Raw genomic sequence first — 21564 nt, 5'->3', positions numbered from 1 at the left:
TTAATTTTAAGCTGAATGCAGGTAAAAGGGAGGGTGATTTTATATGGAGCTTTTAGATGTCATTAATCAATATGTATTGACAATTAATGATTATTTGTATACCTATTTAATGATTGCCATGTTGATAGGTTTGGGTCTATTTTTCTCATATAAAAGCAAGTTTGTTCAGTTTCGTTATTTCGGGGAAATGTTTCGTGTAATTTTTGAAAAATCAACAATCTCAACCGATGGAAAAAAAGGGGTCTCTTCCTTCCAAGCGTTTACGATCAGTGCGGCTTCAAGAGTAGGAACAGGAAACCTTGCTGGAGTTGCAACAGCAATCGCAACGGGTGGACCAGGAGCTGTTTTCTGGATGTGGGTCATTGCTTTTGTTGGAGCGGCGTCGAGCTTTGTTGAGAGTACACTTGCTCAAGTGTATAAGGTAAAAGATAAAAATGGTTTCCGTGGAGGTCCTGCCTATTATATGGAGAAGGGGCTTAATAAAAGATGGATGGGAATTATCTTTGCGATTACCATCACTTTTTGCTTCGGATTAGTCTTTAATGCCGTTCAATCGAATACCATTTCAAATGCGGTTAATCAAGGGTTTAATATACCTACTTCTACGATCGGGCTGATCCTTGCCGGGTTAACAGCTGTCGTTATTTTCGGTGGGATTAAAAGGGTTGCGAATGTGACACAAATTCTCGTCCCCGTGATGGCGATTATTTATTTAATTTTGGCGATTACTATTTTATTCATGAACATTACAGAAGTACCAGCGATGTTTATGTTAATCTTTAAAAGCGCTTTCGGTTTGCAAGAGGCAGCAGGAGGAGCATTAGGTGCTGCGGTGATGAACGGAGTGAAGCGAGGACTCTATTCAAATGAAGCAGGTATGGGTTCCGCTCCAAATGCCGCAGCGGCAGCAGATGTTAGTCATCCAGTGAAGCAAGGGTTGATTCAAACATTAGGCGTATTCGTCGATACGATTTTGATTTGTTCGGCTACTGCTTTCATCATTCTCTTATCTGGTGAGTATACAAAAGAAGGACTTACTTCTATTAATCTAACTCAATCAGCGCTTAGTGTTCATATCGGTGATTGGGCGAGTATTTTCATTGCTGTAGCGATTTTTCTATTTGCTTTTAGTTCGGTTATCGGGAATTATTATTACGGAGAAACAAATATCGAATTTATTAAAAATTCACCGACAACATTATTTGTGTATCGCGTAGCTGTCGTTGGAATGGTCTATTTTGGATCAGTCGCTAAAATCAGTTTAGTCTGGGACTTAGCAGATTTATTTATGGCGATTATGGCCTTTATTAACTTAGTGGCCATTGCGATGTTGTATAAAATCTCTATGGCGGTTCTTAGGGATTATCAGAAACAACGAAAAGCAGGAAAAGACCCCGTTTTCTATGCTGATTCTATCGAAGGTCTCAATGGAGTTGAATGTTGGGAACGAAAAGAAAAATAAACGGGCAAAGCTCATGACGTATTCGTCGTGGGCTTTTTATATGAAACGGCATAGATATTTAGGAAAGAAACCAGTACATTCCTACTTTTTTCTCGTATTACCTAGTCATTTTATATACAAAAGTGTTAATCTTTAATTAATTCTAATTTTTTGTAGGACTAAAATTCGTTTTTAAAGAGGTATAGAAAATGGCGAATAATTTTTTTAATTCTTCACTCGTTTCTCCTGAAGAGATTGAGTGGTTTATACAAATGACAAAAGAAATGTTTGCAGCTACTGATCATGATGGAATTATTCGATTTGTTAACCCAGCATTAACCTCGGTGTTAGGTTATGATGAGAAAGAACTTATCGGAAAGAATTTCTTAGATTACATTCACTCATCTGACTTTGAAAATACAAGAGAAAAGTTTGAAGAGGTTGTACAATGTGGCAAATCAGTAACTGTTGAGAACCGTAGTTTATGCAAAGATGGTAATTACATTTGGATGTCTTGGAGTGGAGCTTCAATGGTTGCGCAAAAAATGGTTTTAATGATCGGGAGAGATATGAGCCGACAAAAGCGATTAGAACGTGAACTTATTCAATCAAATCAATATTTTCAATCATTTTGGGAAAATACGGATGATGCAGTTGACCTTATAGATTTAGAAGGAAATGTTATTGCTGTGAATAGAGCCTTTGAGAAGATTTTTGGATGGACAAATGAAGAAGTAAAAGGACAAAAGTTACCGATTATTCCGGACTCTTTTTACATTGAATTTCAACAGATCAGGGAAAGAGTATTATCTGGGGAAAAAATGGTCAACTATGAAGCGATGAGATTGCGTAAAGATGGGTCAATGATTCCTGTGAGTATAACCGCTTCACCGATCCGAAATGAAGTAGGAGAAGTCGTGGCTTTCTCCGGTATTAGTAGAGATAATTCCATGCTAGTGGAGGCGCAGAGAGAGCTTATCAATCAGAAAAAAGAGCTAAAAAAAGCAAACGAGCGTCTTGAGAATATATTACAGAGCATTATCGAAGCATTTTTCTTTGTAGATGATCAGTGGAATATTGTCTATGTCAATGACGTGCTTGCAAACATGTGGAAGAAAAATCAAGAAGAAATTGTGGGGAAGAATTTATGGGATACTTTTCCTGAGGTAAGAGGAACGATTTATGAATATTATTATAAGCAGTCCATGAATACGCAAGAACCCCAACGTTTTCAAGTATATAGTAATCTTTACAAAGGTTATTTTGAAATCTGTACGTTCCCATCCTCAACAGGGCTTGCGGTAAATATACGTGACATTACAGACTATCAAATGAGTTTGCAAAAATTAAGGGAAAGCGAAAAACAAATAAGAGAGATTACTGAAAATATTAATGAAGTATTTTGTGTGCATAATGTAGAGGGGTTTCAACTACTTTATGTAAGCGCTGCATTTGAGAAAGTATGGCAACGTTCTATATCCGATTTATATCAAAATCACTTTCAATATATTGAAACGATTCATGAAGAGGACCGCGAGTACTTAATGTATCAATTTACTCATTATAAGGAAGAACCTGATGAATTCGAGTTTCGTATCATTCGACCGAGTGGTGAAATTCGCTGGATCCGATCAAGACAAACCGTCATTTACAATAAAGCGAAACAGCCGAAGCGAATCATTAGTGTGATGGAAGATATTACCGAATTGAAGGAGAAAGATATTTTAATTCGTAAAGGCGATAAGCTAGGAGCTGTGGGACAATTAGCGGCTGGGATCGCTCATGAAATTCGCAATCCATTAACGACGATTAAAGGGTTTGTTCAGCTTTGGGGAAAGGAAAGCCAAACGAAGTATAGCGACATTATTTTGTCTGAACTACAACGAATTGAATTTATTATGAATGAATTTTTAATGCTAGCGAAACCTCATCAAGAATTGCAAATGGAAAAACTTAATTTGAATAAAATACTGAATGAAGTCATTATTTTTATGCAACCTGAAGCGTTACTCCATAATGCCAATATCGTTAGTACACTTGATCATTATTTACCGGAAACATTTGGAGAAATGAAGCAAATTAAACAAGTAATCATTAATTTAATCAAGAATGCTTTAGAAGCGATGCCTAATGGCGGGGTCATTACCATGACAACGAAGCATGAAAATAATCGAGTGATCATGGAATTGACAGATGAAGGAGTTGGCATTCAAAAAGATCGGATTGCTAGACTTGGTGAACCATTCTATTCTAATAAAGAAAAGGGGACCGGTCTTGGATTAATGGTCAGCTTTAAAATTATTCAAAACCATAAAGGAACGATTTCTTTTGAAAGCGAAGAAGGGAAAGGAACAAAGGTGATGATTTCTTTACCTGTATATGAAGAAGAAAAGAGTAAAGGGAGTGGGAGAAGTGAACATAGTGAGTAGTTTAATGCAACTATTTGTGTTTGCTATACCCGTTTTTTTTATCGCTCTGTTGACAGGGCTGTTTTTTTCAGAGAAAAAACGCAATGAAAGATTTAGAAGAATAGAAGAGAGAGTCAAGCAGAAACAACATCACGACTGAAAGCAGGAGTATATCCTGCTTTTGTTTTATTTTGTCTAAAGAAGTTTAGAAACAAGAAAGAAAAATTCATAATAATTTATTTTCTTTATCTTTCCCCATTTTTTGCTATAGTTAGAGAGAAATTATTAGTGAATGGAGGGGTTTTATGCTAAAGGAATTTAAGGAATTTGCGATGCGTGGGAATGTCATTGACCTAGCAGTTGGGGTGATTATCGGTGGAGCTTTTGGTAAAATCGTAACGTCGCTTGTGGAAGATGTGATTATGCCGCTGGTTGGATTGCTTCTTGGAGGAGTCAACTTTACGGATTTAGCCTTTACTTATAACAAGGCGACGATTAAATATGGGGCGTTTATTCAAACGATTGTGGACTTTTTAATTATTGCTTTTTCGATTTTTCTTTTTATTAAGTTATTTAATAAACTAACCGCTAAGCGAGAAAAAGCTGAGGAACCAGCAGCACCGCCAGCACCTTCTAAAGAGGAAGTGCTATTAGCAGAAATTCGAGACTTATTAAAAGCGCAAAAATAATTTGAGTTGGATTATTGGGATATAGGAGCGGGGAAAAGTGACTTTTCCTGCTCCTTTTTAATTATGAATGATGGAAAGCTTGTCTTTTATAGTATTTGTTTGTCGTATTAATTGACGGAATATTTCGAATGATATACTCTTTATGTAAGTACATAGCATGGAAAAGGAATGATAAGAGGAGGGTATTCAGAATGAGGAATCATCATTTTCGTTTAATTAATCAAGAAGTACCGAAAACGATTATGGAGTCTTGGAAAAGAAGTCGGAAAAGCGAAGTATCAGAAACCCTTAATTCTGCACCTCTTGTGTTAACCGAGGAAGATATAAACAAAATCAAACAACATGATAACCTTTATCAATCTTTTTCAATGGTCTACTCTCGAATGGAGAGGGAGATTGAGGACTACTATGCTTTTGGACTAGCGGATGAACGCGGCAGAATGATTGGTGTAAGGATGAAAGGGAAGTTACATGACCAATTGCGAGAAGCTAACTTTTATCCGGGAGCGAATTGGCATGAAGAAGTGACAGGAACAAATGCGATCGGCACAGCGTTAGCCGCAAAACAGCCGGTGACGATTCATACGGCGGAGCATTTTTGTGATGCTTGGAAAGCGTTTTCATGTGCGGGCGTACCTATTTTTCATCCTATTAAAAAGAAGCTAATAGGCGTTCTTGACTTGACGAGCAATGATGAACATTTCCATAAACAAAGCTTGCTGCTGACAAAGGCGGTTGCGGAGGGGATTCATTTAGACATGTTGAATCGTGTTCACAGAAAAACAAGTATATTGAAAGAAGTCTTTATGAAGAAAAAACATGAGACCCAACAAGATTGGCTACTCGCGATTGATGAGGATGGGGACATGGTTGCTTCTAATCACTCATCTAAATCTTTTCAGTATATATGGAAATCTGCTTTTGATTGGGACACATACTTTCAGCAACTGCAGAGTAAGAAAAAGACAGATAACGAGCATGCACCTTTGCCCTTTTTACATGGACAACCTGAAGGAAAGGTGCATTCGGTTATTGATAACGAAAAAATCATCGGCATCATCGTCCAACTCCCTAAACATTCATCTCGGCAACCTACTACAAAGATGTCCACCCAAACCTCACAACATGAAGATGGAGTGATCGGGCAGAGCGCTCCGTTTCTATCTTTCTTTTCCAAAATTAAAAAAGTAGCTCCAAGCCATGTGCCTGTATTGCTAACTGGAGAGAGCGGCACGGGAAAGGAGGTATTTAGTCAAACGATTCATCGATTAAGTGATAGAAGAGAGAAGCCTTTTATTACATTTAATTGTTCTTCTCTTAACCATGAACTCGCAGCGAGTGAATTGTTTGGCTATGCACCAGGCTCTTTTACAGGAGGATTAAAAGAAGGAAAGAAAGGGTTATTTGAAGCAGCGGATGGCGGTGTGTTATTTTTGGATGAAATTGGAGAAATTCCGTTAACCGTTCAACCATTGCTATTGCGAGTGTTGCAAGAAAAAGAGGTGCTAAGAGTCGGAGAATATAAACCTAGAAAAGTCGATGTTCGAATTATTGCAGCGACAAACCGCGATTTAAAACAAATGATTCAAGAAGGTACTTTCCGAGAAGACCTTTATTATCGATTAAGTGTGATTAACTTACCGATTCCTTCGCTTAGAGAAAGGAAAGAAGATATTCTTCCGTTAGCCGATTATTTTTTAGAGCAATGCCAGCTAGCTGGGCGTATTCAATTTAGTGAATCGGTCGTACAAGTACTACAAACGTATGATTGGCCAGGTAATATTAGAGAGCTTCGCAATGCGATTGAATATAGCGTACTATTTGTGGATGGAGACATCATCGAAATCTATCATTTACCTGATTATTTACAAGAGCTTAGATCGACTCCATTTGTGTTAGTGAATAATTTACCAGACATTGGGACGGAGAAACATGAACGAGAAAATATTATTCAAATGTTAAAGCAAACGAATTTTAATGTAACAAAAGCTGCTAAGATGCTCGGCTTTTCGCGAGGCACATTGTATAATCGTCTAAAAAAATACAATATTTCCTACTGAAAATAAACAAACTGTTCAATTGCCGTTGAACAGTTTGTTTATTTTTTTGAACAACTGAACAAAAAATAGTCAGAAAATATAGAATAATCAATGTATTTTCTTTGGCACAAGATTTGCATTTATGTAGGTAAGCTCATAGACATTTAAGGATTCACTTCTAGTAAATGAGTTTTCAGAAAATTCAAGGAGGGGAATGAAGATGAGAGCTGCTGTTATGGAAGAGTTTAATAAACCGCTGAAAGTTTTAAATGTAGCTGATCCTGAATGTGGCCCAGATGATGTGATTGTAGCGGTGAAAGCCAATGGAGTGTGCCGTAGTGATTGGCACGGATGGGTAGGAGATTGGGAATGGCTCGGCTTAAAGCCGGAATTGCCTCATATTCTTGGTCATGAATTTGCAGGAGTCATTGAAGAAGTAGGAAAGAACGTAAAACATTTCAAAAGAGGAGATCGAGTCGTTATTCCATTCAGTTTAGGATGTGGAAGTTGTGATTGTTGTCAAACAGGGCATCAAAACGTCTGCGAAAGTTTAACGATTTTAGGCTTTGCGTGTAATGGGTCTTATGCTCAGTTTACGAGAGTCCCTCTTGCAGACCAAAACTTAGTTCATTTACCCGATTCCATTGACTTCACTACGGCAGCTTCTTTAGGTTGTCGGTTTATGACTAGCTTCCATGCAGTAGCAGATATTTCGGGTGTGAAAGCTGGCGATTATTTTACCATTTATGGAGCTGGTGGAGTAGGCTTAGCGGCTCTACAGATCGCTTCTACACTCGGAGCAAGGGTGATTGTTGTCGATATTGATGATCAAAAGTTAGAAATGGCGAAACAACTTGGTGCGGTGGCGACAGTTAATTCAAGAGAAGTGAACCCTGTTGAGGCGATCATGCACATCACAAGTGGTGGAAGTGATATTACGTATGATGCGCTAGGTATTGCTGAAACTTGTCGGAATTCGATTTTGAGTTTAAGAAATCGAGGCACTCATGTTCAAGTCGGATTAACGACTCAAGCAGAGGGAGGGATGATTTCATTGCCGACTGACTTAATCGTTGCGAAAGAATTGCAAATAAAAGGTTCCCTAGGAATGCAAGCTCATCGCTATAAAGCCTTACTGGCAATGGTAGAAAGCGGCCAGCTCCATCCAGAAAAACTGATTTCAAGAACCATTCCTTTAGAAGAAGCGAGCAGTGTTTTAGCGTCTATGCATGAATATGGAACGGTAGGTTCTGTCGTTATTGACCGTTTCTAAATAAACATGAGGAGGAGATTTAAATGGAAAAAACAATCAACATTTCACCACGTGTAGAGGAATTTTTAAAAGGGACGAAAAAGCTATTCATTAATGGAAAGTGGGTTGAGTCCGCTTCTGGAAAAAAATTTGAAACGTATAATCCAGCAACTGGAGAAGTGCTTGCTGTTGTCAGTGAAGCGATGGAGCAAGATATTGAACAAGCTGTTCAAGCTGCAAGACGAGCATTTGACAGTGGTCCGTGGTCAAAGATGAGTGCAGCGGAGCGGAGTCGTCTCATTTATTTATTGGCTGACAAGATGGAGGAGAATAAAGAAGAATTAGCACAGCTCGATACGTTAGATAGCGGAAAGCCGATTCGTGAATCATCGGCAGCAGATGTGCCGCTTGCGATTGAACATTTTCGTTACTTTGCTGGGTGGGCAACGAAGATTATGGGACAAACAATCCCGGTTGCAGGTAATTATTTGAACTACACTCGACATGAGCCTGTAGGGGTAGTCGGGCAAATTATTCCATGGAACTTCCCATTATTGATGGCGGCTTGGAAATTAGGAGCGGCATTGGCAACAGGTTGTACAGTTGTCTTAAAGCCAGCAGAGCAAACGCCATTATCAGCTCTTTATTTAGCTCAGCTTGCGCAAGAAGTTGGGTTTCCTGATGGTGTTATCAACGTCGTTCCTGGCTTTGGAGAAACAGCAGGAGCTCCATTAGTAAACCATCCGCAAGTCGATAAAATCGCTTTCACTGGTTCGACACCAGTTGGAAAATCGATTATGAGACAAGCATCAGAAACATTGAAACGAGTCACGCTTGAGCTAGGAGGAAAATCACCGAATATCATTTTACCAGATGCCGACCTTAGTAAAGCGGTACCAGGAGCTTTATTCGGTATTATGTTTAACCAAGGACAAGTGTGTTGTGCCGGTTCTCGACTGTTTATTCAGAAAAAGAAATACGATAATTTCCTAGCGGATATGGTGAGTCATGCTGAAAAAATTCAGCAAGGTCAAGGGATCAATCCAACAACAGAAATGGGACCACTCGTTTCAGACGAACAGCAAAAACGCGTCATGTCCTATATTCAAAAGGGACAAGAAGAAGGGGCAGAAATTTTAACAGGTGGAAAAGTGCCGTTTGATCAAGGGTACTTCGTGCAACCGACTATTTTCGCTGATGTAAACGATTCCATGACAATTGCTAAAGAAGAAATTTTCGGACCCGTCGTTTCAGCCATGCCATTTGATGACTTAGACGATTTGGTCGAGCGCGCAAACAATACAAACTTTGGATTAGCGGCAGGCGTATGGACAGAAAACTTAAAAAGTGCTCACTATTTAGCTCAGCGAATTAAAGCAGGAACAGTTTGGGTGAATTGCTATAACGCGTTGGATGCAGCGAGTCCATTCGGCGGCTTTAAGCAATCTGGCTTAGGAAGAGAAATGGGGTCTTACGCGTTAAATGCTTATACAGAAGTAAAAAGTGTATGGGTGGACTTAAACGAATAATTTAGACAAGTCTGGTCCGCTTATAGCGGACCAGCTTTTCTAAAAGAAGAAAGGAGCAGTGTCAATGAAGCATATTAAACCTTTGAATTTCAAAGGAAAGATGATTGAACAAACGGTTGACCTTGAAAAGAAGCCCGAGGTACAAGGATTAGCCTTGCTTCCGATGGGATGTACAAGCTTGTTTGATCCAGGGTGGGAAACAGACTTTTCTGGAATGAGCTTAGAAGGTGTATGCCAACCGCATTATAAAGACATTTACGGTTGTTATGGAGATTGTTGGTGGGCAGCTCAAGTACCTGATGGATTAACCAATTATGGAAATTGGGCAGATGAGTGTCCGGTCGCTGCGAATGATTGGCGAAAATTAACGTATGTGAAACCTTAAGAAGGAGTCGTGCCATGAGAAAAAAATATATCATGCTGGTCATTGTTATCGCTAGTTTTATGGCCTTATTAGTGGCTTGTTCAGATTCTGCAACAAATAAACAGAATAGTGAAGAAGTTGAAACGGTCTCATCAAATGTGCTTGTTAGTGAACAAGTGGAAAAAAGCTGTGTGAGCTGTCATGCGGTCGATCAATCAGGCAAGTTTGAACGCATTGAGTACATGAGGAAAACTCCAGAAGGTTGGGCTCAAACGATTGCTCGAATGGAAAGAATACATGGTTTAAAGATCACAGATGAAGAAAGAGAGCAGCTCGTAATGGACTTGAGTAGAGAAAGAGGATTAGCTCCGGAAGAGGCGGAGAAAGTTCAATATTGGCTAGCGAATAAACCATCTTATTCCGAGCCGATGCCTGAAAACGAAAGTGTGACTCAAAGCTGTATTGGCTGTCATGCGGGTGGAAGGTTCGAAGCACAGCGGAGAACAGAAGAGGAGTGGAAGAACTTAAAAGACTTCCACCTTGTGATGTATCCATCTATTTATTTAAATCACCGTCATATGGATTGGCCAACGGAAGCGGAAAAAGCGCTTGAGTATTTAGCGAAAAACTATGGCGAAGAGTCTGAGGCTTGGGAGCAGTGGAAAGGAAAAGAATACGATGTGACAGGGAAATGGAAAGTCGCTGGTTTTCAAGGAACGAAAGGCTATTACATTGGAGACAGTGAATTTTCAAAATCGGAAAAAGGTTATACCGAAGAGAAAAAAGTCCGCTTTATTAAAGATGGTAAAGAAGAGAGCTTTAGCGGGGATATGAAAATTTTCTCTGGCTACATGCTGCGCTCACATTATAAACAAGGAGAAAGCAAAATCAACGGAACGTATAATGTGACGAGCGACAACCTAATTAAAGGAGACTGGTCAAAGGTAGATGACCTTGGCATTACAGCGGAAGAAACGTATTACAAAGTTCAAACGGAAACACCGGAAATTTTTCACGTAGCACCTTTCGCATGGAAAAAAGGGGTGACGAATAAAGTAACTTTTTATGGAATGAACTTAAAGAAATTAAAACCAGAATCATTATCTTTACCTAAAGGAGTAGAAGTAGCCAATTTAACAGCAATATCCGACGATCAAGCAGAGATTGAGGTGAAAGTCGATCCAAAAGCAGAAACTGGATTTTTTATGCTAAGTGGAGAACAGGTAAAGGTCCATGAAAAGATGATAGTTTACGATCAAGCTGATTATATAAAAGTTGAGCCTAGTTATGGTGTTTCCCGAATGGGAGGGGCAGGGCCAATGGATAAAGTGAGTATTCAATATGTTGCTTATGCCTACAGTAACGGAAAAGATGGAAAGAAAGACTCGAAAGACGACTTGAATCTTGGTCCGGTGGATGCCGAATGGTCGTTATTAACATACCCAGAAGAGAATGCTCCGCGAGATGATCGCCCATACATTGGCGAACTAGCAGAAAATGGTTTATACACACCGGAAGCAGAAGGTTTAAATGAGAACCGAGAATTTGTTCAAGAAAATGTAGGAAGTGCTACAGTACAGGCGAAAGTGACGATTGATGGAAAAAGCTTAACCGCTAAAACGCATCATATCTCTACCGTACCAGACTATGTGAATAATGTTCACTAATAAAGGAGTTGGCCGCTATCGCAAACGTCACGTTAACTAATTATATTCAATTTGAAGTCGCAAATAAGGAATATTTATTTCATGGGTTAACAGGAAATATTATTGAACTGGATGGGTTATCGAAAAATATGGTTCAAACTTTTACTGAACATGGAGAACGTGTGGCTGATACATGGACCCTTTCTGAGACCAGTTTATTGCAAAAGAATCCAGCTTTCACTCATGTGTTAACGGAGCTTGAGCAGATGGAGATGATTCAACGAGAAAACGATCGTCAGCAACGGTTTTCTATGACTCCGCCTCCACCATCCACAACGGAAAATATGCCGGTGAAAACGCTCGTGTTTCATTTGGTCAACGAATGTAATTTGCGCTGTACGTATTGTTATGCGGGTGATGGAGAATACGGGGCACCGCAAAAGTATATGTCTGTTGAAACGGCGGATCAAGCAATTCGCTTTTTAATGGAGAATAGCTTTGATGAAAAGGAAGTCAATATTGTGTTGTTTGGTGGGGAGCCGTTTTTAAACTGGAAAACGTTAAAGTATGTGGTGGAACAGGCAACAGTAGAAGGAGAAAAGTATGGCAAAAGGGTTGGATTTTCGTTAACAACGAATGGCAGTAAAATGTCGGAAGCACAAATGGCTTTTCTCCATCAATACAAAGTCATGGTGTCAGTGAGTATGGATGGAACAAAAGAAGCGCATGACCGACATCGACCATTGGCGGGAGGTCAAGGATCATATGATCGCGTCAGTCAAAACGTCGAAAAATTAATGAACATTCACAATTCTGCTCCGATTGGTACTCGTGTGACAGTTGTCAAAGACTTTGAAAAGCTCGAAACATCTTTAAAGCATCTTTTATCTAAAGGATTTTATGAGGTCGGGTTCGCTCCAGTCACAGAGACGAATATGAATCTTGCATTAAATGATAAAGATTTAAAGGAGCTATTACGTCAGTTTGAAGAACTAACGGATTTATTTGTTGAACATGCGTTGAAAAATGAATATGTTGGTTTTTCTAATTTAACGAATTTATTAAAAGAGCTGCATATCGGGACAAATAAAGCGTACGGGTGTGGAGCAGGACTAGGCTTTTTTGCTGTGAGTCCTGATGGCGGTTTGTTCTTATGTCATCGCTTTAACGAAAATGAAGAATTCCGAATGGGAGATATTTTCTTCGGGATTGATCAGAAGAAAAGAGCGAACATGTTGGATGAGTTACATGTCGATCGTAAGCCAACGTGTCACTCTTGTGCGCTAAAGCATATTTGTTCTGGCGGCTGCTATTATGAAGCGATGGAAAGGCAAGGGGATTATCGAGCACCTAATGCTCATTACTGTAACTGGATGCACGAATGGATCACGATTGGATTAAAAGCGTATGTGAAAATTTTGCAACACAATCCTACATTTTTAGAAAAAATAAGCGGCACTACAAAAGAGAGGTGTGTGAGCAACTAATGTTCAAAAAAACAGCTTCATTTTTCATACTCACTTTATTGCTAATGATCGGAAGTACCAATTCTTTCAGTAGAGCAGAAGAGAATTATATAGAAAGAGTCTATATTTCAGGATATGGACAAATCATTCCGATTGATCCATCCGCTCCGAAAGTCATGGAAAGTATTAAAGTAAAGGGACCAGTTCGAGATATGAGCTTTTCAGAAGATGGTAAGACTGGTTTGTTTTTAGCGAATGATCGCAAATCGCTGTATGTAGTCGATACGATGCAAAATAAAATAATGTCTGAAATCAATCTTCAAGCAAGAACAGATCAAGGTTTGTTAGATCGTCGTGTATGGGGAAGTACGATTTCACCTGATGGGAAAACAGCGTATGCATTCGTCACCCAAGGAGAGAAAAGGCGGAATAGTTTTAAAACTCACCCGAGCAAGATTATAGAAATTGATATTGCTAGTAAAGAAGAGAAGCGCAGTGTAGAGGCTCCTTATGGTACCCACGTACTGCAATTTAAAAAAGGAGACCCGAATATTATATACGTTTGGGGATATGATGTTCATGAATTAAATGTGAAAAATATGGAACTGACGTTGAAACAAGGCATTAAACACCCTGAAAATGAAGCGGATGGATCAGGCAACTTTCTGATGCTTTTCCCGAGAGGAGAAAATGGAATTAACTCGATTCCATTAATGAAGCAATATCCGGATGGGCGTGTGACTGAAGGGATTATGTGGATGAATTTAGCGTCAGGTGAACTCAAAACATTAGAATACGATCGAGAGCCGATCGGAATGTTTTCAGCGATCATCGATCAAAAAGAAGAGTTCGCTTACACGACATTGAATAAATGGTATAAGGTGGATATTAAATCGCAAAAGGTTGTGAAAGAAGCCATACCGCCAGTTGGAAGTATGTATGGCGTCAATTTAAGTGCTGATGAAGAAAAACTATACTTTAGCGGTGCGGGAAATGATTTTATCATTGCTAATAAAGATTTACAAGTTGAGACAAAATTGACCATTCCAACCGACAGTTTAGATCTTAAAGTGATTAAAATTCAAAAATAATAGGCATCATCAGCAGACGAAAAGGGGTGGTTGATTTATGAAGCTTTCAGTAGCAATCCAATCGATTCGAGATTTAAAGTATGCGAAGGAGCCGTGGAATCCGATTGAATCACAGAATGAAATCGAAACTGAATTACAGGAAATCTTTTTTCAAGGGTGGAAGGAGGTGTTTGGAGAAATATCGACCCCTGATCGGATCATTTTCGGTTCTGAGTTTTGTCAATACCGCATTCCTTCCTTGAAAAATCTTAAAAAAGCGTGGGAGTTTTGCTTAGAAAATGATCTCGATTTCTCTTTTGCTACCCCCTATGTACATGAGGACAAATATCAGCAACTTCATGAACTGTTCGTTTTTTTAAATGAAGAAGCGAAGCAACAGGAGAAGCCGATCGAAATCATCGTCAATGATTGGGGTGTTTATTACTATACGAAAGAACATTTTTCGAACCTTCATTTAGTGATTGGAAGGTTATTGAATAAATCGATTCGTGATCCGCGGGTGGCTCATTATTATAATGAGAGCAATGCACCGGAAGAAGGGAAAGATTTTTTTAAGAGTACCGGTTTGTTTTCTACAGCCTTTGAACAATTTTTAGCTGACGGAAAAGTGATAGGATACGAATTTGATCAATTGATTCAAGGGAATTCGCTAAGTGCGAAAGAATCAGAGAAAACGATTGGCTTGCATTTTCCGTTTGGCTGTGTAGCGAGTGGAAGTGCGTGTATGGTTGGTTTTATGGATACGGATAGAATGGACAAGTTCCGTGGTGATCCGGAATGCAAGCAACAATGCCAACTATATATTTTTGAACTGAAAAATAAGCTCCATAGAGATATGAAAAATCGGGTGTTTCAAAAAGGGACGACCGCTTTTTATAGTCATGATCAAGGATTGGTCAAAGCTGGATTTACAAGTTTACAAACAATCGAACATGCGCGGGCTGTATATAGTATACGGATCCCTGTGTAAAGGAGGGTGAAAACATGAAAATTTTAGCACCGCTTGGATCAAAAGAAGAGGTAGAAATGTTAGCTGAAAATGGAGCGGAAGAATTTTATTGTGGCATTACTCCAAATGAATGGATGGAACAGTATTCGCCAGGTGTATGGATTAATCGTCGTAATCCATACGCCGGCTTCCCTTCTTTTCAAGATTTACAAGAAGCGGTACGACAAGCAGAGAGCTATAACATCCCGATTTTCTTAACGTTAAATGCTCCTTATTATATGGAAAAACAATATCCGATGTTGATCGATTTAATTAAACATTGTTCAGAGGAGATTGGTGTACGAGCGTTTATCGTCAGTGACCCAGGGTTAATGATTGCCATGAAAGAGAAGGTACCAAACGCTGCGATCCATGTGAGCAGTTTAGCAGCTCCAATGAATACAGGGAGTATTGAACTGTATAAGCAAATGGGAGTGGAACGAATTATTCTTCCTAGAAGTGTTCAGTTAAATGAAATCCCTACATTAAAAGAAGCGGCTGGGGATATAGAGTTAGAAGTGTTTATCTTGAATGATGGTTGTGTGTATGAAGAAAGCTTTTGTATGACGACTCATTCAGCAGGTGCTTTTTGTGCACAGTCACAATGGGAATACGAAGCGTTTCATGCGGATGGAAATAAACAATTGTCTTCGCGAGAAATGGCGAAATTAACTGAGCAAGTGAATGATTATCGCGAATTTGTTTGGTTTGTCAATGACTGTAACTGTCAAATTGCTTCTGACGGACTACCGCTCGGACCGTGTGGTTTATGTTCACTCGGAAAACTATTTCATATGGGCGTGGATTCGTTAAAGATCGTCGGTCGTGAAGGAGCGCCTTATAGAAAGTTGGCCAGTGTTCAGATGGTGAAAGCCGTGGTCGATCATGTTCGAAAGCAAGCTGTGGAAGAGGAAATAAAGCAAATAGCACGAAGCGTTCGTAATCAGCCTCAATACTGTGAATCTGGACTGATGTGTTATTATCGCTGAGGTGAAAGAGATGAAGATGTTTTCCTTTATCAAACCGTATCGTTTCATATTTTTATTCGTGTTTTTAATGGGACTTGTTTCGACGTTCATTACATCGATCCAGCCGATGATCGGCAAGTTTTTTATCGATGAAGTATTGATTGCCAAACGGTATTCCTTCTCGCTTACTTTAACATTAGCCGTCGTAGTAGCAGCTATCGGTTATGGAATCGCTCTTTTGACGAGGTTTCTGTATTTTCGCATGAGCTTGCAGATCACGGTTGATATGCGAACGATATTTTATCATCATTTACTTCATCTCCCATTTGATTTCTTTTCCAAAAATCGAACGGGAGATATCTTATCTCGAATGAATGAAGATCTCACAGAAATACAGCGTCTTTATACAGAAAATATGTTGCAGCTATTTACGATTAGCTTAACATTTGTCTTTAACGTGGCATTATTATTGTTTTTAGATTGGCGTTTAACCTTGTTATCATTTTTATTTATGCCTTTATTAGTAATCGGTGTTCAAAAATTTCGGCGTTTGATTTTTATCAATCAAATGGAATTTCGAAAATTATCAGCGAAAAATCAAAGTTTTCTATATGAGACGTTTTCATCGATGAACTTTATCCGTACCGCTCATATCGAAAAACAGCTCAAGCAGCAGTTTAGAGAAGAGTTAGAGGATATAAATAAGCAAAATATGAAAGTGATGTTTACCAATGCGTGGGCACAAGGGATTCCGCAGTTTGTTTTAATGGGGTCTGCTGTATTCATGCTAGCGTTTTTAGGGCAACAAGTCATTGGTGGACAGATGACATTAGGAGCTTTGCTTGCTTTTATGGCTTATCAGGCTAGCTTGTTTGCGACTGTTCAAGGAATGGCTCAGCTATATATGAAGTTTCAAAAAGGACGAGCATCCATTCAACGAGTAAATGAGTTTTTTCAAATTCTACCTATTCAAATGGAAGGAAAAGTAGTGCCAAAGACCTTTCATACCATTCGTTTGGAACACGTCTCTTTTTTTCACCAGCCACAGCAGCCGATTTTAACAGAGTTTAGCCTTGACATTCGATCAGGAGAGAAAGTCGGTCTTATTGGAGAAAATGGTAAGGGGAAAAGCACAATTGCTCAGCTACTAGCACAAATCTATGAGCCTATTAACGGAGCGATTTACTTGGACGATGAAAATATCCATAACTTTTCTAAAGCAAGCTGGTATAACAAAGTTTGTATTGTGACACATGATCACCCAGTTTGGTGTATGACGATTGAAGACTTTTTAAGATTAGGAAAGAAACAAGCGACAGCAGCTGAATTGGAGCAAGTAATCGAGTGGATGGGATTGACTAGCTGGATTCAGGCATTGCCTGAGAGAATGAACACACAGCTTGGTGAGCGTGGACTTACGATATCCGCTGGACAGAGGCAACGTCTTTTGTTGGCGCGAGCCTTATTGCAAGAGGCAGATATTTATATTTTGGATGAAGCCACTTGTCACTTGGATATCGAATCAGAGCGTCAGTTATTTCAACAATTAAACGAATACTTTCACGATAAAACCGTCATTGTCATTACCCATCGCCATAATCATTTAGCATGGTTAGATCGCGTCGTTGATTTATCAAAAAAAGAATGGAAACCGATAAGAGGGGAGTTGGCTAGTGAGCATGTATCAACTTTGCATGGATGAAGGAAAGTGGGGAAATGGACAAGGGATCAAAATCGCTCATATTGATAGTGGAATCAATGAATGGCATCCGCATATTGGGAAGGTGAATGGAGGGATTGCCTTTCGAGTAAACGATGCTGGAAAGATCGTAAGTGAGGAAGAGTTTCAAGATAAACTCGGACACGGAACAGCTGTTGCAGGAGTGATTAAAGAGCAGGTACCAGAAGCAGAGCTATGGGCAGTGAAAATTTTTCATGATCGACTCACGACTTATATTGAAGTGTTATGTACGGCGATCGAATGGTGTATAGAGCAGAAAATAGATCTGATCAATCTGAGCTTAGGGGTTAATAAAGACATTCCGACATTTCAGCATATTTGTCATCAAGCAAACGAAGCGGGCATAATTATTGTTTCGGCATGCGATGAACAAAATAATTTGTATTGGCCAGGCCATTATCCATCTGTTTATGGCGTGTGCAGTGCCAAGAGCGGAAGAAGAGGGGTGTTTCAGTTTTCGCCTAATGAGCCGGTTTCTTTTCAGACGATTGGTGTGCCTAGAAATTTAGAAGGGCCGTTACAAAAATTTAATTATCAAGGGCATAGTTTTGCAGCGGCTCATGTGACAGGTATGATTGCTAAGATTAAGGAGAAATATCCAAAAGTGAGAACGATCGCAGAAATGGATGATTTACTAATCAAATTGGGTAAGCAACACGCTGTTTAAAAGGAAAGAGCATCTAGCTTTGAACAGATGCTCTTTTTAGTGATTTACACTTCTCGCTGAAAAGTCCCTTTTACCTTTATTTTTCGTTCTTTTTCTCTAAACGTCAGCCAAATGATTACACTTAATCCGAAAGTGAGAAATTCTAAGGAGACGATGTACCAAGGATAAGGGCCTAATAGATCGAGTAGGCTCGTCCCTTTTGGCTTATGATGTAAGTACAAGTAGTTACCGTCGACGCTCTCATTCAGGAGCATAATAAAAGGCATGAGTATATTTAAAAAGATCAACATTTTGAAAACGGAATAAATGGTCGGTCGATAGCCTTTAATCCATGTAAAGTAAAAGGGCGTACAAAAAATAAACATATGTGTGATGAAGAAATGAAAAAAGCGGAAATGTGGAAAATCAAATGTTAAGAAAGGAGTTAGTAATGCTTGTGAAGCCCCTAATAAACCAGTAAATAATAAGATTTCATAGGCGATTTTTTTCTTAGTTATTAATAAGAAAATGGTTAAAAATAAACTAATGCTACATAATTCTAAAGGAATGGAGTGGCTAAGCTTCCAACTATCGGTTGTAAGCATCCAAACATGATAAGTGATTTCCAATATCAACAACAAAAGCGCTACTCCAAGTTCAACGTACCTTAACTGAAGTGTTTTTAAGTAGTTTTTAAACATATACATAAAAACGACGCTGGAAAGTACAATAAGTAAAATAGCTATATGACTAGTCGAAAACATTTGAAAAGGAAATTGTTCATTACTCCCACCGAACCATTCCATATATTTCTCCCCCCTACGGCAATAGTTTAACATATTTTGTTAAGAGTGTTGTTATAAATGAACGAATGTAGTTGTAGAAGCATTTAATAACTGGTTGAATAAGCTGTCAGTATATGAGCGACATCACACGAATGATCCAATATATTTGTTAATTGATTGTTAATTAACAGTGGAATCGGTGTGCATGTTCTGAAATACTGATATAATTGAGGGAAAGTGAGGCAATCAAACAAGGAGTGGTGTGACGGATGCCAAAATATGTTGTATTTGATTTCGATGGAACATTAGCGAATTCATTAACGCTTTTTATTGAAGCTTATAATGAAATGGCTGCAAAGGAAGGCTATCGAATTGTGCAAGAGTCGGATTTAGAACCTTTGAGCAAGATGTCTATTCCGGAAAGATGTAAGTATTTGAATTTTCCTTTACGAAACATCCCATTTGCCGCTCCGAAGCTTTATCGTTATGTGAGGGAGTCTGGTGTTGGTTTTCAGTTTTTCCCAGGCGTTAAAGAGCTTTTAGATGAATTAAAAGAAAAGGGATATCGATTAGCGATTATTTCCTCTAATGCTAAGGACATTATTAGTCAATCGTTAAAAGCACATCAAGTAGACTATTTTGATGAAATTTTATGTTCTAAATTTATTTTTAGCAAAGACAAAATGATTAAAAAGCTGTTGAACAAGTATAAACTAACGCCGGCTGATGCGTTATATGTCGGTGATGAAGAGCGCGATATCACTGCTTGTAATAAAGCGGGCATTAAAGTAGTATGGGCTGGATGGGGCTATGACGATGCGGAAGTGGCCTTAAAGGCAAAACCGGATTATATTGCCGAAAATCCGACAGAAGTATTACCGATTGTCTCTAAGTTGAGTGTCAATTGAATCATTTTTAATCAAAGAAAAAGGATACTCATTCAATGGGTATCCTTTTAATAACTCACTTGTTCAATGATTGTTTTCGGCTCGTTGGCTGGTTGCTGCTCCAACCAAGTAGGATACCAGCTGTTGATCATCAGCTGCATTTCCTTTGAACTAAATTGGCCTTTCCATGATTGTATTTCTTCTCCATCAATATAAAAGCTCAATTTATTTGGTAATACATCGAACCTGTAGCGATGTACATCCTTTGTTGGATCAAAAGGTAATTGATGAGTCGCTTGTTTCGCTTGTTTTCCATCTTTATAAACGGTAAACAACACTTTTCCGCTAGAGTCGTTCCATATTTCGATGTCAATTTCATGATAAAGATCAGGTGGTGCATAAAGAAAAAAGCCAGTGATCGACCCAGGAGCATCGGCTACTTGAATGTCAGCTTCAAACCGACCGTATTGAAAGGTTTCCTTCGTACGAATTTCCCCACCATTTCCTTCTTGGTCAGAAAGTGACAAAATGACTTTTCCACGTTCATGGCTCACTTGATCAGCTAATAATAAGCCATGGCCAAGTGGAAATTCCTTTCTTACTTCCCACTTAGCATGATCAAAAGTATCAAAGTTTTCTACTGTTCTATTAAATGTGTGAAGAAGGATAGCATTATTGATCCAAAAAGAACTGACGGCAACAACAGCAACAATTAACATAAGAAGCAATAATTTCGATTTCATGATTATTCCTAACCTTAAAATGCATTTTTAGTAAATATAATATAATAGTAAACACTTTTCAAGCTTATCCTGTTTCTGTATAGTAATATAAAAGAGACATTAAAAAAGAAGGAAGAGTTTTATTTATGATTATTAAAAATGATGAAGAACTGCAAGCGTTAAAAAAAATTGGTAAGATTGTGGCTGAAATACGAGATGAAATGCGTGCAGCGACAAAGCCAGGTGTGACGACAAAACAATTAGATGTATTAGGTGGAGAATTATTTGCTAAACACGGAGCCATTTCTGGTCCAAAGGGTGAGTATGATTTTCCAGGCTTCACTTGTATTAGTGTGAATGATGAGGTGGCCCATGGGATTCCGGGAGATCGAATCATTCAAGAAGGAGATCTTGTAAACATCGATGTTTCGGGGTCTTATGATGGATATTTTGCAGACACAGGTATTTCTTTCGTTGTGGGTGAAGGGGATCCGGTTTTAACAAAATTATGCCAAGCGGCCGAAATGGCTTTTGAACATGGCTTAACGAAAGCGAAGGCCGGCTCTAAGCAAAATCAAATCGGGAAAGCGGTTATGAATGCCGCTCGCCGAGAAGGGTTTACGGTCATTAAAAATCTAACAGGGCATGGAATTGGACGCTCTCTTCATGAAGCACCGGATCATATTTTAAATTATTTTGATCCGTGGGATAATGCTCTATTAAAAGAAGGTATGGTTATTGCTTTTGAGCCGTTCGTTTCAACAAAAGCAGAAATGATTGTCGAAAGTGGAGATGGTTGGACGTACAAAACACCAGATGGCAGTCTAGTGGCACAAATCGAACATACGATTGTGATTACAAAAGGCGAACCCTTGATTTTAACAAAATAATCAAAAAAGCTG

18 protein-coding genes are annotated in these 21564 nt (G+C 38.9%); 16 read left to right on the top strand and 2 right to left on the bottom strand.

The genetic code is table 11. The annotated features are described in order from the left end of the window. The first annotated feature begins 43 nt into the window (after positions 1-43). From CEF22_RS11135 to CEF22_RS11070, 14 genes are all read left to right on the top strand, one after another. Positions 44-1462 carry an alanine/glycine:cation symporter family protein gene (locus tag CEF22_RS11135; RefSeq protein WP_100402935.1) on the top strand — a complete coding sequence of 473 codons (1419 nt, stop codon included), beginning with the start codon at positions 44-46 and terminating at the stop codon, positions 1460-1462. A 188-nt stretch (positions 1463-1650) separates the two neighbouring features. After that, complete coding sequence (locus CEF22_RS11130; RefSeq protein WP_100402934.1) at positions 1651-3870, top strand: PAS domain S-box protein; 2220 nt, start codon at positions 1651-1653, stop codon at positions 3868-3870. Between the two features lie 284 nt (positions 3871-4154). Further along, positions 4155-4538 carry a large conductance mechanosensitive channel protein MscL gene (mscL, locus tag CEF22_RS11125; RefSeq protein WP_094836588.1) on the top strand — a complete coding sequence of 128 codons (384 nt, stop codon included), beginning with the start codon at positions 4155-4157 and terminating at the stop codon, positions 4536-4538. 191 nt (positions 4539-4729) lie between these two features. After that, entirely contained in the window at positions 4730-6598 is a 1869-nt protein-coding gene (locus CEF22_RS11120) for a sigma-54-dependent Fis family transcriptional regulator (RefSeq protein ID WP_198508063.1), read from the top strand. Positions 6599-6797: 199 nt separating this feature from the next. Further along, positions 6798-7850 carry a zinc-dependent alcohol dehydrogenase family protein gene (locus tag CEF22_RS11115; RefSeq protein ID WP_100402932.1) on the top strand — a complete coding sequence of 351 codons (1053 nt, stop codon included), beginning with the start codon at positions 6798-6800 and terminating at the stop codon, positions 7848-7850. 23 nt (positions 7851-7873) lie between these two features. After that, positions 7874-9358: an aldehyde dehydrogenase family protein gene (locus CEF22_RS11110; RefSeq protein ID WP_100402931.1), complete on the top strand. Its 1485-nt coding sequence runs from the start codon at positions 7874-7876 to the stop codon at positions 9356-9358. Between the two features lie 64 nt (positions 9359-9422). Further along, positions 9423-9743 (top strand): quinohemoprotein amine dehydrogenase subunit gamma, encoded by a 321-nt coding sequence (gene qhpC, locus CEF22_RS11105; protein ID WP_095480167.1) that lies wholly within the window; start codon positions 9423-9425, stop codon positions 9741-9743. Between the two features lie 14 nt (positions 9744-9757). After that, on the top strand, positions 9758-11389 hold the full coding sequence (gene peaA, locus CEF22_RS11100; RefSeq protein ID WP_100402930.1) for a quinohemoprotein amine dehydrogenase subunit alpha: 1632 nt from the start codon (positions 9758-9760) through the stop codon (positions 11387-11389). Positions 11390-11397: 8 nt separating this feature from the next. Beyond that, a complete protein-coding gene (locus tag CEF22_RS11095) occupies positions 11398-12855 on the top strand; it encodes a radical SAM/SPASM domain-containing protein (protein WP_232726109.1) in 1458 nt (485 codons plus the stop codon). Continuing rightward, positions 12855-13925: a YncE family protein gene (locus tag CEF22_RS11090; protein ID WP_100402929.1), complete on the top strand. Its 1071-nt coding sequence runs from the start codon at positions 12855-12857 to the stop codon at positions 13923-13925. Before CEF22_RS11095 ends, CEF22_RS11090 begins: the two co-directional genes overlap by 1 nt. A 37-nt stretch (positions 13926-13962) precedes the next feature. After that, positions 13963-14895, top strand: coding sequence for a hypothetical protein (locus CEF22_RS11085; RefSeq protein ID WP_100402928.1), 933 nt, complete (start codon positions 13963-13965; stop codon positions 14893-14895). Between the two features lie 14 nt (positions 14896-14909). Next, complete coding sequence (locus tag CEF22_RS11080; protein WP_100402927.1) at positions 14910-15902, top strand: peptidase U32 family protein; 993 nt, start codon at positions 14910-14912, stop codon at positions 15900-15902. 10 nt (positions 15903-15912) lie between these two features. Next, positions 15913-17583: an ABC transporter ATP-binding protein gene (locus tag CEF22_RS11075; RefSeq protein WP_100402926.1), complete on the top strand. Its 1671-nt coding sequence runs from the start codon at positions 15913-15915 to the stop codon at positions 17581-17583. Further along, complete coding sequence (locus CEF22_RS11070; protein ID WP_232726197.1) at positions 17561-18289, top strand: S8 family serine peptidase; 729 nt, start codon at positions 17561-17563, stop codon at positions 18287-18289. Before CEF22_RS11075 ends, CEF22_RS11070 begins: the two co-directional genes overlap by 23 nt. A 44-nt stretch (positions 18290-18333) precedes the next feature. Here CEF22_RS11070 and CEF22_RS11065 read toward each other — a convergent pair whose 3' ends face one another. Then, positions 18334-19074 (bottom strand): YwaF family protein, encoded by a 741-nt coding sequence (locus CEF22_RS11065; RefSeq protein WP_100402924.1) that lies wholly within the window; start codon positions 19072-19074, stop codon positions 18334-18336. 248 nt (positions 19075-19322) lie between these two features. Between CEF22_RS11065 and CEF22_RS11060 the strand changes: the two genes are divergently transcribed. Next, positions 19323-19961, top strand: a complete 639-nt coding sequence (locus CEF22_RS11060) for an HAD-IA family hydrolase (protein ID WP_100402923.1) — start codon at positions 19323-19325, stop codon at positions 19959-19961. A gap of 47 nt (positions 19962-20008) precedes the next feature. Here CEF22_RS11060 and CEF22_RS11055 read toward each other — a convergent pair whose 3' ends face one another. After that, complete coding sequence (locus CEF22_RS11055; protein WP_100402922.1) at positions 20009-20683, bottom strand: glycoside hydrolase family 16 protein; 675 nt, start codon at positions 20681-20683, stop codon at positions 20009-20011. 125 nt (positions 20684-20808) lie between these two features. Here CEF22_RS11055 and map point away from each other — a divergent pair, with 125 nt between their 5' ends. Beyond that, positions 20809-21552, top strand: a complete 744-nt coding sequence (gene map, locus CEF22_RS11050) for a type I methionyl aminopeptidase (protein WP_100402921.1) — start codon at positions 20809-20811, stop codon at positions 21550-21552. The last annotated feature ends 12 nt before the right edge of the window (positions 21553-21564 follow it).

The sequence above is a fragment of the Bacillus sp. FJAT-42315 genome, assembly GCF_002797375.1.
GTDB lineage: Bacteria > Bacillota > Bacilli > Bacillales > Domibacillaceae > Bacillus_CE.
The sequence above is the reverse complement of the archived record's forward strand: the minus strand, read 5'-3'. Positions and strand labels throughout refer to the sequence as shown.

Coding starts and splice junctions, on each gene's coding strand:
- CEF22_RS11135 (WP_100402935.1), top strand. CDS start 44: ATGGAGCTTTTAGATGTCATTAATCAATATGTATTGACAATTAATGAT.
- CEF22_RS11130 (WP_100402934.1), top strand. CDS start 1,651: ATGGCGAATAATTTTTTTAATTCTTCACTCGTTTCTCCTGAAGAGATT.
- mscL (WP_094836588.1), top strand. CDS start 4,155: ATGCTAAAGGAATTTAAGGAATTTGCGATGCGTGGGAATGTCATTGAC.
- CEF22_RS11120 (WP_198508063.1), top strand. CDS start 4,730: ATGAGGAATCATCATTTTCGTTTAATTAATCAAGAAGTACCGAAAACG.
- CEF22_RS11115 (WP_100402932.1), top strand. CDS start 6,798: ATGAGAGCTGCTGTTATGGAAGAGTTTAATAAACCGCTGAAAGTTTTA.
- CEF22_RS11110 (WP_100402931.1), top strand. CDS start 7,874: ATGGAAAAAACAATCAACATTTCACCACGTGTAGAGGAATTTTTAAAA.
- qhpC (WP_095480167.1), top strand. CDS start 9,423: ATGAAGCATATTAAACCTTTGAATTTCAAAGGAAAGATGATTGAACAA.
- peaA (WP_100402930.1), top strand. CDS start 9,758: ATGAGAAAAAAATATATCATGCTGGTCATTGTTATCGCTAGTTTTATG.
- CEF22_RS11090 (WP_100402929.1), top strand. CDS start 12,855: ATGTTCAAAAAAACAGCTTCATTTTTCATACTCACTTTATTGCTAATG.
- CEF22_RS11085 (WP_100402928.1), top strand. CDS start 13,963: ATGAAGCTTTCAGTAGCAATCCAATCGATTCGAGATTTAAAGTATGCG.
- CEF22_RS11080 (WP_100402927.1), top strand. CDS start 14,910: ATGAAAATTTTAGCACCGCTTGGATCAAAAGAAGAGGTAGAAATGTTA.
- CEF22_RS11075 (WP_100402926.1), top strand. CDS start 15,913: ATGAAGATGTTTTCCTTTATCAAACCGTATCGTTTCATATTTTTATTC.
- CEF22_RS11070 (WP_232726197.1), top strand. CDS start 17,561: ATGTATCAACTTTGCATGGATGAAGGAAAGTGGGGAAATGGACAAGGG.
- CEF22_RS11065 (WP_100402924.1), bottom strand. CDS start 19,074: ATGGAATGGTTCGGTGGGAGTAATGAACAATTTCCTTTTCAAATGTTT.
- CEF22_RS11060 (WP_100402923.1), top strand. CDS start 19,323: ATGCCAAAATATGTTGTATTTGATTTCGATGGAACATTAGCGAATTCA.
- CEF22_RS11055 (WP_100402922.1), bottom strand. CDS start 20,683: ATGAAATCGAAATTATTGCTTCTTATGTTAATTGTTGCTGTTGTTGCC.
- map (WP_100402921.1), top strand. CDS start 20,809: ATGATTATTAAAAATGATGAAGAACTGCAAGCGTTAAAAAAAATTGGT.